The 13178-nt window shown below is 70.9% G+C and carries 7 protein-coding genes; 5 read left to right on the top strand and 2 right to left on the bottom strand.

Features of this window, described 5'->3' with window-relative positions; all coding sequences use genetic code 11:
• Positions 1–113: 113 nt before the first annotated feature.
• Together ABNQ40_RS15175 and ABNQ40_RS15180 are read left to right on the top strand one after the other, a co-directional pair.
• Positions 114–2831: a glycosyltransferase gene (locus ABNQ40_RS15175; protein WP_391347103.1), complete on the top strand. Its 2718-nt coding sequence runs from the start codon at positions 114–116 to the stop codon at positions 2829–2831.
• 2 nt (positions 2832–2833) lie between these two features.
• Positions 2834–4603, top strand: a complete 1770-nt coding sequence (locus ABNQ40_RS15180) for a tetratricopeptide repeat protein (protein WP_391347105.1) — start codon at positions 2834–2836, stop codon at positions 4601–4603.
• A 38-nt stretch (positions 4604–4641) separates the two neighbouring features.
• Here ABNQ40_RS15180 and ABNQ40_RS15185 read toward each other — a convergent pair whose 3' ends face one another.
• Positions 4642–7392, bottom strand: a complete 2751-nt coding sequence (locus ABNQ40_RS15185; protein ID WP_247879973.1) for a hypothetical protein — start codon at positions 7390–7392, stop codon at positions 4642–4644.
• A 211-nt stretch (positions 7393–7603) separates the two neighbouring features.
• Positions 7604–7837 (bottom strand): tetratricopeptide repeat protein, encoded by a 234-nt coding sequence (locus tag ABNQ40_RS15190; protein WP_109051384.1) that lies wholly within the window; start codon positions 7835–7837, stop codon positions 7604–7606.
• Positions 7838–7923: 86 nt separating this feature from the next.
• Here ABNQ40_RS15190 and ABNQ40_RS15195 point away from each other — a divergent pair, with 86 nt between their 5' ends.
• The 3 genes from ABNQ40_RS15195 to ABNQ40_RS15205 are packed head-to-tail and all read left to right on the top strand — an operon-like array spanning position 7924 to position 13029.
• Positions 7924–9399 (top strand): tetratricopeptide repeat-containing glycosyltransferase family protein, encoded by a 1476-nt coding sequence (locus ABNQ40_RS15195; RefSeq protein WP_282187218.1) that lies wholly within the window; start codon positions 7924–7926, stop codon positions 9397–9399.
• A complete protein-coding gene (locus ABNQ40_RS15200; RefSeq protein WP_158285614.1) occupies positions 9386–11155 on the top strand; it encodes a tetratricopeptide repeat protein in 1770 nt (589 codons plus the stop codon). The genes ABNQ40_RS15195 and ABNQ40_RS15200 overlap by 14 nt, the downstream gene beginning before the upstream one ends.
• Positions 11155–13029: a glycosyltransferase family 41 protein gene (locus tag ABNQ40_RS15205; RefSeq protein WP_109051387.1), complete on the top strand. Its 1875-nt coding sequence runs from the start codon at positions 11155–11157 to the stop codon at positions 13027–13029. The genes ABNQ40_RS15200 and ABNQ40_RS15205 overlap by 1 nt, the downstream gene beginning before the upstream one ends.
• The last annotated feature ends 149 nt before the right edge of the window (positions 13030–13178 follow it).

Below are 13178 nucleotides of genomic sequence, written 5' to 3' on the forward strand. Positions count from 1 at the left end.
ACCCGCCACCACCGGCATGAAGGTCGTAGGCTTTTGCGAAGGGCGACGCGGGCAGGCGAGGATACGGTCATCGTGCAGGCTGTGACCGGCAGATGACAGATGATCCGGGTTCGGTGAAAACGCACAGGCGGACGCTGGCCGGGGATCCGGCGGATGCTCTGCCCTGGCAGCATTTGGCGGTGGACGCCTGCCGGGCCGGGAACAGGCGGCAGGCCCTGTCGCTGTTCGTCCGGGCCGCTTGGCTGCACGGAGACGGTGCGGTTCTGGAACAGCAGATCGACGGGGTGATCACCCCCGCGCTCAACCAGGCCGTGACGCTGATGCAGAGCGGACAGGTCGACGAGGCGGCTGCGCTCATCGAACCCTTGGCCGAAATCATCGCCCCGCGCGGGGATTTCGCGCATGTTCTCGGCGTTCTGCGCTTCGTTCAGGGACGAGACGACGAAGCCGCCCATTTCCATGCGGCGTCCCGGATGGCGGACAATGGCCTTGGCGCCGCACTGGCCGGCATCGCCCGTCACCGTGCCGACTACGACTTCATCGGCACGGTGGTGATTCCCGTTTACCGGATGGAGGACACCATAGAGCGGGCGCTCGACAGCGTCCTGGCGGCGGTCCGCCACCACCGGGCGGCGTCCGGCGACGCAGAAGCGAAGGTCCATGTCTGCGTCGTCGACGACGCCTCACCGGACGACACCGTGTCGCGGGCGTTGCGATGGGCGCGGGCGCATCCGGAGCAGAGCGTCGCGATCATCGCCAACAACCTGAACCGGGGTGCGGGGCGGGCGCGCAATGCGGGGGCCGCCGCCGCGATGGGGCGCTATCTCTGGTTTCTCGATGCCGACGATTATTACCTGGAGCGGCACCTCTTTCTGACGATCCGGGCCCTGGACGAGGCGCCCGAGGCCGGCTTCGTTCGAACCGGCATGCTGTTCGACGGGATCGACGCCGAAGTCACCCAGGATTGGCGGCAGGCGTCGGAAAACTGCTATCCCGGCAATCTCTGTGTCCGGCGCGACTGTCACGACCGGATCGGCGGCTTTCCGGAGGAAGCGCCTTTCTACCCGGCGGTCGCCGACGATGTGGCCTACAGCCGCGCCCTGCATAGCCGGTTCGGCGGCCTGAAGATCTTCGACAAGACCGTTCACTACACGATGCGGCCGGGCAACGCGCTGGAGCGGCAACGGGCCGAGATGACCGGCGGCCCCCCGTCGGCGGAGCGCGGGAAGCCGGACAGCCGCTTCGTGGCGATCGAACTGTTGACCCGGCGCCGCCTTTACGGCTTGGCGGGCAACGCGATGGCCGGGCCGGAGACGCTTCCGGCACCGCAGACGGACGCCGCCGTCTGGCTGGAGACGGGGAAGGAGTTGATCCGCGACCAGAGGCCGGAGCCTGCCGTTGCAGCGCTGGTCCGGGCCGCGGCTCTCGATCCGTCCAATGCGGCGGTCTGGTTCGAGCTTGGGCTGGCGGCCAACACGCTCAAGCGCGATGCCCTGGCGCTCCGCGGGTTCCAGGCGGTGGCGAGCCTCCACCCGGATGCCGGGGCGGCGCGCTTCAACCTCGCTTCGCTGAGGTTCGAGCAGGGGGTTCTCGATCCGGCAGCCCGCCATCTGCGGGAGGCGCTGGCTCTCCGGCCGGAGCATGGCGGTACCCTGTTCCTGTTGGGGCGCACCGAAAGGCGGCGGGGGCAGGCGGGGATCGCGCAAAGGCTTCTCGGATGGGCCGCGCGGGTTGAACAGGACCTGGGAGAGATCCGTGCCGAACGGGCTGAGGTGGCCCTCGGCCTCGGCCGTCCGGAGGACGCAGCGGAGCTTGCGCGGTGTGCGCTGGCACTCGCACCGGGCCTGTTCGACGGCCACACCGCCCTTGCCGGCGCCCTGGAGGCGCTCGGCCGGCCGGATGCGGCGCTTCCAGGCTGGGAGCGCGCGATCCGCTGCAACCCTGGCCGGGGCGGGGCATTCACCGGGCGTGCGGTCAATCGGCTCACCCGGCGCTATGGACCGCCGCCCGCTCCGGCGTCAAGGGCGGGGACGGGACGCCGGCTCGCCTCGACCTCGCTCGGTTGGCATGGGCGGTTCGGCAACCAGCTTCTGCAATACGGGGTCCTGCGCCTGTACGCCGCGCGGCACGGTCTTACCCTGGAAGTGCCGCCCTGGCCGGGCAGGCATCTCTATGGGCTGGACGATCCGATGCCCGGTCCGGCCTTGCTCCGCTTGCCGGAACGGCAGGTCGAGGCCAGCGTCATGGCCTCGCTCAGTGGTGTGGAGGGCGGCGTGGAGGACGAGGTGCTGGCCGACCGGGACGTCACCGCCTATTTCTGCGGCCACACCGGCTTCCTGGCACCGCATCGGGAAACCTTCCGCGGCTTCTTCACGCCGGGTCCGCACATCCGGCCCTGGACGGATGCGCTGACCGCCCGCCTGCGCGGGGCCGGCCATACCGTGGTGGCCGTGCACATCCGGCGCGGCGACTTCGGCTGGGGGCCGTTCTGGATGGCACCTGAAAGCTGGTACCTCCGTTGGCTGGACGCGGTCTGGCCCGGCCTCGACCGGCCGGTCCTCTACGTCGCGACCGACGACCCGCGCTGCCTCTCCGCCTTCGCCACATACCGGCCGCTTTCCGCCCGGGATGTGGCGGAGCCGATCCCCGGCGCGGAGTTCCTCACCGATTTCCATGTGCTGTGCGAGGCCGATCTGGTGGCGGTGTCCAACAGCAGCTTCTCCTTCGTGGCGACCATGCTGAACCGGCGCGCCCGAAGCGTCGTCCGTCCCGACAAGGCCCAGCAGGCGCTGGTTCCCTATTCCCCCTGGTCCAGTCCGGTCCTGCTGTGACGATGGATGACGGTCGCCCCGACGGGCTTCTGCAAGCCGCAATCGCCCATCATGCCGCCGGTCGCGCGGAAGAGGCGGAAATCGCCTACCGGGCGGTGCTGGCCGCCCGGCCCGGCCATCCCGGCGCCCTGCATCTTCTGGGGGTGCTCGCGCTTCATCATGGCCGGCCGGCGGTCGCAGCCCAGCTCATCGGGGAATCCATCCGCCGGGACCCCGGCAACCCCGCCAGCTTTTCCAGCCTTGCCGGCGCCCTGCGTCAGCTGGGTCAACCCGGCAAGGCGCGGGCGGGTGCATGCCTGGCACTCGCGCTCGACCCCTGCCTGCCCGACGGCCTCGGCACTCTTGCCGACATTCTGTCCGAACAGGGCGAGCATGGTGCCGCTGCCGATGTGCTTGGGCGGATGCTGGTGCTCAGCCCGTGGTCGACGGAGCCGAGGCTCAAGCACGCCCATGCGCTCCTCCACGCCGGCCGGAACGAGGAGGCGGTCGAGACGCTGATGACGCTTCTCGGCATGACGCCTTTGTCGGTGGCGGGATACACCAATCTGGGCGTGGCGCTGCGCCGGCTCGGGCGGGTGGAGGAGGCGATGGCCGCCTACCGCAGCGCGCTGGGGTTCTCTTCCGGCGAGCCGGGAACCCTCAACAACCTTGGCATCACGCATCAGGACCTGGGCCGCTACGAAGAAGCCGCCGCCTGCTTCCGCCGCTCCATCGCGGTGCAGCCGGACGGCGCCCACGCCCATCTCAATCTCGGCCTCGTCGCCCGCGACGAGATGCGGGTGGACGAGTCGATCGCCCTGACACGCCGCGCCGCCATCCTGGAACCGGCTCTGGCCGAGGCGCACACCGCGCTGGGCCACGGTCTTCTGATCAAGGGGGAGCTTCGCGAAGGATTTGCGGAGTATGAATGGCGGTCCCGCATGCCGGACTTCCCCTCGCCCCGCCGTGACTTCGCCTCGCCGGTCTGGGACGGATCGCCTCTCGCGGGACGAACCCTGTTGGTTCACGACGAGCAGGGGGTGGGGGACACGATCATGTTCGCGCGCTACGCCGCACTGCTCCAGACGCACGGCGCGCGGGTATTCCTGGACTGCAACGGGCAACTCGTCCGGCTGCTTTCGTCGATGCCGGGGATTGCCGGCGTTGTTCCCCGTTACGACCCGCCGCCGCCGCACGACGTCCATGTTGCCCTGGCGAGCCTGCCTCACATGCTGCGCGCCACCCTCTACACCATTCCGGCACCGTTCGCCTATCTGCGGGCGGAACCCGATCTGGTGGAGAGCTGGCGAGCGCGCCTCGGTCCAAAAATTGGTCTCCGCGTCGGGTTGGTCTGGGCCGGCAATCCGGAGTTCAAGGGCGACGGGCTGCGCTCCCCCGGTCTGGCGGCCTTCCGGCCCCTGCTCGATCTGCCGGGGGTTTCGGTCTTCGGGCTTCAGAAGGGAGCCGGGAGGCGCGATCTGGATCGGTGCGGGCCGTTGCCCGCCGGCTTCGTCGACCTCGGCGCGGACATCGCCGACTTCGCCGACACGGCGGCGATCATGGAGAACCTGGATCTGATCGTCAGCTCCTGCACCGGGCCGGCCCATCTCGCCGGGGCGCTCGGGCGGCCGGTGTGGACTGTGCTGCCCTTCGCTCCGGACTGGCGGTGGCTGGAGCATGGCGTCTGCACCCCCTGGTATCCGACCATGCGTCTGTTCCGGCAGGAGCGGCGCGGCGATTGGAGCGCGGTCATGTCACGACTGTGCGCGGTGCTGGAAGGCCTGGGCGGCTGAGGCTGCGGGGGCCAGGGCCGGGTCGTTGGCCATCGGACTCAGGACGGCTCGACCGTGAAGGCTTCCGGCGGCAGGCCGGCGGCGTGGCGGTCCCACATGGTCTGGAAGGCGCGTTCGAGATGCCGCGTGAAGCGCGGGGTGTCGAACAGGGGGGCCGTGCTGCGGCCGGCCTCCAACCGGTGGCGAAAGCCGGTGAGCGTCGCCGGCTGTCCGGCCAGCTGCACCGCCCGTTCCTCGTACTCCGCGAAGGAGCCGGTGACCGTCTCCGGCAGGCCGGCGGCGTGCAGCAGGCTGGCCGCCACGCTGGAGGCGAAGGTTCCGCCATGCAGGGTGAGGACGGGCGCCCCCATCCATAGGGCGTCGGAGGTGGTGGTGTGCCCGGTGTAGGGAAAGCTGTCGAGCGCCAGATCGGCGAGCCGGTAGCGGGCGAGATGCTCGGCCTGCGGACGGGGAGCGGCGAAGACCAGCCGCGCCGGCTCGACGCCATGGCGCGCCGCCTCCGTCCGCAAATTGGCGGTGGCGTCGCTTCCCGCGTCCAGCAGCCAGAGCGTGCTGGCCGGAACGCGGCGCAGGATGCGCATCCACAGGGCGAACAGGTCGGGGGCGATCTTGAAGGCGGCGTGGAAGGCGCAGAAGACGACGCCTTCGGCTGGCAGACCACAGGACGCGCGCGTCGGCATCGGGGCGTCGGTTGGCCGGCGGCGGTCGTTGACCTGATAGCTGTCGGGCATCCGGACCAGCCGCTCGCGGTAGAAGGGCTGGTGCTCGGGCGGCGTGACGATGCGGTCGCCGATGGCATAGTCCAGCAGTTCCGCGCCCAAGGGTCCCGGATAGCCCAGATAGGCCACCTGGATGGGAGCCAGACGCCGCGCCAGCAGCGTCAGCCGGACGTTCTGGGTATAGCCCTTGAGGTCCACCAGGATGTGGATGCCGTCCTCGGCGCAGAGCGCCGCGACCGTGCCGGGATCGGCCTGCCGCAGGTCGCGGAAGCGGTCGAAGCCGGCTTCCAGCCGCCGCCGCATCGGGCTTCCGTCATCCTCGCCGTAGGAATAGCCGAAGATGGAAAAGCGCGCACGGTCATGCAGCTCGAAAAGCTCCGCTGTCAGGTGGGCAGTGGCGTGGTCGTGGAAGTCGGCGGAGAGATAGGCGATGTTCAGCCGTCCCCCCGGCGGCAGGGTGCGCCGCGGGGCCGCAGCCGGCGAGACCGGCCCGACGGCCTCACGGTGGAAGCGGCGGGCCGCGCGGTCCTGCTGGGCCGGGCTGGTCCCGATGAGCAGGCTCAGCAGCGGCAGCACCACTCCCCGGTCGCGGTCGATGACGTCCAGCAGCCGGCGGCAGGTCTCCTCGTGGGTTCGCCAGTCACAGATGGACAGGCTCGCGAACAGGCGGTCGCACAGCAATTCGGTCCGCTCCGGGGCAAGCCGGTGGGCGTGGTCGTAGCCCTGGGCGGCTTGAGCCAGCCGCTTGGCCGCCCGCATGCTGTGGGCGCTCTCGCGCCATGCCTCCGCCGAGTCCGGCTGGAGCGCCAGCGCCCGCCGATGGGCCTCCAGCGCCTCGCCGCCGCGCCGTTCGTCCCGGAACAGGGTGCCGAGCCGGGTGAAGAGCAGGGCGTCCGGCTGAAGGCGGAGCGCCCGCCGGATCAGGGCCGCGGCGAGGCGGGGGCGGGCATGGCGTTCCAGAAGGGCGAGGTTGCTGAAGGCGTCCGCCAGATCCGGCTGCAAGGCGACGGCGAGGGCGAAATGCCGCCGCGAGTCCTCCTGCCGTCCCAGGGAGAAATCCACCACGCCCAGCAGGAAGGCCGCCGCCGTCTGGTCGGGCGACGCGTTGAGGATCGCGCGGCAGAGCCTGCCGCTGTCCTCCGGCTTTCCCTGCTGGTAGAGGGCGAAAGCCCGGCCCAGGGCCTCCTCCACCCTGGCATGCGGCGTTCCGGGTGGCGGCGCATGACTGAGCGGGCGGGTGACCGTGCCGCCCTCGGGCGTGGAGAGGGTGTGGGGGTCCTGCTTGCGGGGCAGGGGGTAGCCGGCCAGATGCAGGATGCCGAGCGGGGCGTGGGGAAGCTCCGGCTCCAGCAGCAACCGGCCGTCCGCGGAGCTGAAGGGCATGGCCCGGAAGCAGATCCAGTTGCAGCGCGCCGGCAACTGGCTGAACGGCAGCCCGCCGGTGCGCAGGGCGAGGTTCAACGCGACCTGTTCGCTGACGAAGAGCGCGGTCCGGCGGAGGGAGTCCGCCAGCAGGCGCGCCCAGAGCGCCCAGTGCGGCGCGTCGCGGCGCGCGGCAAAGACGCCGCAGTTCAGCAGAGGGTAGGCGAAGAGGCGGCGCGCCGTGTCCTCGTCGAAGCAGGCCTTGTACCAGTCATGGAGGTGATGGGCGTAGGGCGCACCGTCGTAGAAGGGCGTGTAGGCGCGGTCAAGCTCCGGCACGATGGCGAAGCCGGTCGCCGCCGCACCCGTCAGCAGCAGCTCGATGGCCGACCAATCCTGCACCCAGCAGTCGGCGTCCAGCCACAGGATGACGGCGGCGTCCGGAACATGGTTCGGAAGATGGGGGCGCGACACCATCGCCTTGAAATACTCCGGCATCGGCCGGTCGAAGGGATGGTCCCAACCGGGGACCGCCAGCCGCGCCCCTTCGCCGGTCAGCCAGCGCCGATCCTCCGCCCCAAGCCCGAGATCGAGGACGGTGACGGGAACCCCGGCCCCTTGTGGAAAGGCGCGGATCGAGCGGACGAGCCCCTGGAGCAGCGGGAAATAGGCGGCGTCGCCGGCCGTCGCAATCGCGAAGGGATGCACCCGTCAGCTCCCGGCCGGCGTTTCTCTCCCGTGGCGGGGGAGGCGCGGCACAGGAGTGAAATCCCTGAGGCGGGAACCGGCGGTCCGTTCCATTCGTTCCCTCCGTCCATCGATCCGGGGGGCGACCCTGCATCATCGGCCAGGTCTTGGCAATCCTCCGAGCGGCTCGCCACGCCGATGCGTTCCATCCGATGTTCCCTTCTCCCCGGGCTCACGGCCCCGGTTTTATGCCCCTGGTTTTATGCTCGTCCGAGGTCTCGGTCACGCCCTGCCCGAACGCGATGGTGCCCAGCAGGCAGCGGGTCTCCGCCTGCTCCGGCCGGACTTGCAGGATCGAGCGGCAGAGATCGGCCGCCTCCTCGGCGCGGCCGGCCCGATGGAACGCGACCGCCCGGTCCAGGGCCTGGGCGAGCGTGATGGCGCCTTGCGGCGGAGCGGCTTCCATCCGACAATGGTTGGCATTGGCCGCCGGCCCGCCGACGGGGTTTTCCGGATGGCGCTTTTTTGGTGGCGTCCGTGAGAGGGACAGTCGTGGGTGAGGAAGGCTTTCTTCTTGTTTTCAACCGGGGATTGCTGGGCGTAGAGAGATCCGAGTTGCCGGAGGCGGCGACGAGCTTCCGGGCCGCCACCGCCCTGCGGCCGGAGCATCCGGTGGTCTGGTTCCTGCTGGGGGTGACCCTGTGGACGATGGGGCGTGCGGAAGAGGCCGCGGCGGCGCTGCATGTGGCGCTCCGCCTGCGGCCCGGGCATCCCGACACGCTCTTCCATCTCGCCTCCGTCCATCTGGAACGGCGGCGGCCGGGGTGTGCCCTGCCGGCCCTGCGCCGCCTGATCGCCCTGCGGCCAGACCACGAGGGCGCGGCATTCGCGCTGGGCAGCGCGCTGATGGCGCTCGACGACCCTCAGGAGGCGGAGCGCGCCTTCCGGCTGGCTGCGCTGCTGCAACCCGATGGGGCGGCGGTGAACAACAATGTCGGCGCGGCGATCATGGCGCAACGGCGGCCCGGGGCGGCGCTGGGACATTTCCGGCGCGCCGTCAGGATCGATCCGTCCTGGCCCGAGCATCGCAAGAATCTGGGCACCGCCCAGCTCATGCGCGGCGCGCTGGAGGAGGGCTTCCGCGACTATGAATGGCGCACCGGCCAGGCGGTCTGGCAATGGAACCGGAGCTTTCCGGGCAAGCCGGTCTGGGACGGCGGTCCGCTCGCCGGCCGGACCATCCTGGTCCATTACGAACAGGGGCTGGGCGACAGTGTGCAATTCGTCCGCTATTTCCCGCTGCTCAAGGCCAGGGGCGCACAGACCGTCTTCGAGTGCCAGCCGCTGCTGAAACAGCTGCTCGCCACCGCCCCCGGCATCGACATGCTGGTGGCGCGGGGGGAGACGCTGCCGGATTTCGATTGCTGCCTGTCTCTGATGAGCCTGCCGCACCGCTGCGGCACCAGGGCGGATACCATCCCACAGGGCATTCCCTATCTGCGGACCGATCCGGAACGGGCGGCCTTCTGGCGCGAGCGGGTGCGCGGGCACGCACGGCCGGGCGAACTCCGGGTCGGCGTCCAGTGGCGTGCCGACGGCGACGACCGGTCCATCCCGCTGGACTGCTTCGAAGCCCTGTCGCAGGTTCCCGGCACGCGGCTCTTCAGCCTGCAACAGGCTGTCGGGCTGGACGAGCTGGAGCGGCTGGGCGCGCGGTTCGGGATCGTCGACCTGCCGGGCCGGCGGGCCGGGGCGGAGGGGTTCCTCGACACCGCGGCGCTCGCGGAGGCCATGGATCTCGTGGTTGTCTGCGATTCCGTGGTCGGGCATGTCGCCGGGGCGCTGGGCAGGCCGGTGTTCCTGGTGCTGCCCTGGCTGGGCGACTGGCGCTGGATGAAGCATCCCGACTGCACGCCCTGGTATCCGGCGCACCGGCTGTTCCGCATGGCGCGCCCCAACGACTGGCACGGGGGCATGCTGCGGGTGGCCGAAGCCGTAGCGGATGAGGTTCGACGTGCCCGATCTTGAATCTGCCGTCGCGCTCTATGAGGCAGGCCGCCATGCGGAGGCCGCCGTGGCCTGCCTTGCCCTGCTGGAGGCGGGAGTGCGCGACGCCGACATCCTCAACCTGCTGGGAGCGTCGCTGGTCTCGACCGGCAACGGCGATACGGCGGTGGGGCCGCTGGAGGAGGCGGTGCAGATCGCCCCCGCACATGTTGCCGCCCGCTGCAATCTGGCGCTTCTGCGGCAGCAGCGGCGCGACTGGGCAGCGGCGGAAAGGCATTTCGGTGTGCTCGCCTTGCTGGATCCGGCCTTCCGGCTCGGCCAGGAGCGTCTTGGCACCGTGCGGCAGGAACGCGGCGATCTGGATGGGGCGGTCCGTGCCCTGACGCGGGCGGTCCGTCTCGACCCCCGGTCCGGGTTGGCGTGGTTCAACCTCGCCTCGGTGCGGATGCTGGCCGGCCTGTTCGAGGAGGCCATCGCCGGGTTTCGCCACGCCATCGCCGAGGATCCCTCCGGCGCCCTCGCCCATGTCCAGCTCGGCGAGATGCTGTTGCGGCTGGGAGAGGTCGATGCGGCGGCGGAGGCCTTCCGGCGTGGGCTGAGGCTCGATCCGGCCGTTCCGAACGCGGCGGACGGACTGGCCCGTTGCGGGCGCTATCGGATCATGACCGGCACCACCGGAACGCAGGCCGGCGGCGTGGCAATCCGCGGCCCCTTCGAGAGCGCCACGGGTTACGGCTATTTCTGCCAGTGCCTCATCCGGGCGCTGCGGGCGAGGCAGGTGCCGCTGGAGGCGGTCGGGATCAAAGGGCCGGAATCCTGGCCGGGAAGCCGGCTCGACCGGCCCGTGCCGGCGCGGGCGATGGTGAACTGCCTCATTCCGCTGGCGGTGGAGCGGGTGCCGGGCCGTGCGGCCGTGACCTTCTCCATGTTCGAGGGGACGCGGATTCCGCCGGCATGGCGGCGGATGAGCGAGCGCAGCGACCTGATCGTGGTGCCGACCGAATCCTCGCGCCTGGCCTGGGCGGAGCGGGGCTTTCCCGAGGACCGCCTGCGCGTCTGCCCGCTCGGCGTCGATCCGGCGGGGCCGGGGAGCGTCCCTGTCTTGGTCGCCTCCGGCGGGCGGCGGGTGTCGAGCTACCGGCACCGCTTCCTCAACGTCTCGGACTTCAACCCGCGCAAGAACATCGACGGGCTGCTGCGGGTCTGGCTGCGCGCCACCGCGCCCACCGACGAGGCCGTGCTCATCCTGAAGCTCGGCCGGAGCCTCGGTCCGGGCTTGCGGACACAGCTCGGTGAGCTGGTGCGGGCGGCGGAGCAGGCCGTGGGCCGGCGGCTGGCGGAGGCCGCGCCGGTGGTGCTGATCGACCGGCTGCTGTCCGACGAGGAGATGAAGGGGCTTCACCGCGCCGCCACCCATTACTGGAGCCTGTCGCATGGGGAGGGCTGGGACCTGCCCATGGCCACGGCCGGGGCTATGGGGCTGGGGCTGATCGCGCCCGCCCACTCCGCCTATCTCGCCTATCTCGACGCGGGGAACGCGCGGCTGATCCCCTCCTCCGTCGGCCCCGCCCGCGTGCCGGGGGAGGGGGGCTTCTACCCCCCCTTCCACGGGCTGGACTGGTGGGTGCCGGACGAGGAGGCCGCCGCCGCGATCCTGAGGGGCATCATCCGGGGAGGGGATCGCCTGCCGTCCGCCCGCGACCGTCTGGCGCGCTTCACCTGGGAACGCTCGGCCGACCGGCTGCTGGCCATCCTCGACGAGACGGGGCTGCGCTGATGGAAACGGAGGAGACCTTCGCCGCCGCGCTGGCGGAGCACGAGAACGGCCGGTTCGCGGCGGCGCAGGCCGGCTACCGCGCCGTGCTCGCGCGGGAGCCCGGCCATCCGCAGGCCAACAACAACCTGGGCATCCTGCTGCGCCGGGCGCGGCGCTGGGAGGAGGCCGCCGCCTGTCTCCGCAAGGCGGTGGCGGGCTGGCCGGAGGATTCGGGCGTGCGGAGCAACCTCGCCTGCACGCTCGGTGACCAGGGGCGCGTCGCCGAGGCGACGGCCGCCCTGCGCGTCGCGCTCGCGCTCAGCCCTGAGGCTCCCGGTTCCTGGTTCAACGCCGGAAACCTGCTCAAATCGGTGCAGAATCCCAGGGGCGCCAAGATAGCCTATGGACGGGCGATCCGCCTCGATCCCGGTATGGGCGAGGCGCTGAGCAATCTCGGCGACTGCCAGCGCGAGGAAGGGGCGCTGACGCAGGCGGTGGACAGCTACCTGGCGGCGATCCGGGCACGGTCGGATCTGCCGCAGCCCTTCGTCAATCTGGGGGAGGCGCTGAAGGACCAGGGGCGCATCACGGAGGCGATCGGAATTCTCCAGAAGGGGTTGGAGCATCACCCCGACATGGTGCTGATGCGCTCCAACCTGCTGCTGGCCCTCCATTACTCGCCCTGGATTCCGCCCGAGGTCATCGCCCGCGCGCACGCGCACTGGAACGAGCGCCACGCGCGGCCGCTTTTCGACGGGGCGAAGCCCTTCGCCAACGACCGCGATCCCGACCGGCGGCTGCGGGTCGGTTATGTGTCTCCGGATTTCTGCCATCACGCCTGCGCTCATTTCATCGAGCCGCTGCTGCGCGGGCATGATCGCGGCGCGGTGGAGGTCCTCTGCTACGCGACCGAGCGGCGGCGGGACGGCATGACCTTGCGGATGGAGGCGCTGGCCGACGGCTGGCGGTCGCTGGCCGATCTGGACGATGCGGACGCCGCGGCGCTGATCGGGCGGGACCGCATCGACATCCTCGTCGATCTGGCCGGCCACACGGCGGGCGGGCGGCCCCTGCTGTTCGCACGGCGGCCGGCGCCGGTGCAGGTCACGTGGCTCGGCTATCCCGACACGACCGGCATGCCGGCGGTGGACTGCCGGCTGACCGATGCCGTCGCGGACCCGCCGGGCGAGAGCGACGGCTGGCACGCCGAGCGGCTGGTGCGGCTGCCGCGCGGCTTCCTCGCCTTCCAGCCGCCCGCCGACGCCGGCCCGGTCGCGGACCCGCCGGCGCTCGCCAACGGTTTCGTCACCTTCGGCTCCTTCAACAGCCTGGCCAAAATGACCCCGGAGGTGGTGCGGGTGTGGTCCGCCCTTCTGGCGCGGGTGCCATCGGCCCGGCTGCTGCTGAAGAGTCCCGGCTTCGAGGATTCCGCGGTGCGGAACGCCGTACACCGGGATTTCGCCCGCCGGGGCGCGCGTCCCGAACGGATCGAGCTTCTGATGCCGACCGAGTCCGTCGCCGATCATCTGCGGGCCTACGGCCGGCTGGACGTGGCGCTCGATCCCTTTCCCTACAACGGCACGACCACGACCTGCGAGGCGCTGTGGATGGGGGTTCCGGTCATCACGCTCGCCGGCAGCCATCACGTGGCGCGGGTAGGCGCCAGCCTGTTGTCCCACTGTGGGCTGGAGGAGTTGATCCAGCAGGATGAGGCCGGCTATGTCGACGCGGCGGCGTCGTTGGCCGGCGACCTTTCGCAGCTGTCCGGGCTGCGCCGGGGGATGCGGAAGCGGTTGGAAGGCTCGGCGCTTCTCGATCATCGCGGTTTCGCACGGTCAGTGGAGCAGTCTTACCGGGCCATGTGGCGCGATTGGGCACTGGGCGGCCGTCCTTAGCGCATCATTCCGGACTCCGCTGAATCGCATCGCACCGCTCCCCGGTCATTTCCCGTCGGCAGGGGCATTCCGCAGCGGCGTGGGGCGGCGGCGGCCGTTGCGGGAGGCAAGCATCGGCGACCTCCCCACCGGAGCGGACGTCGCCGCCT

Source organism: Azospirillum sp. A23 (assembly GCF_042938965.1).
Classification (GTDB): Bacteria; Pseudomonadota; Alphaproteobacteria; order Azospirillales; family Azospirillaceae; genus Azospirillum; species Azospirillum melinis.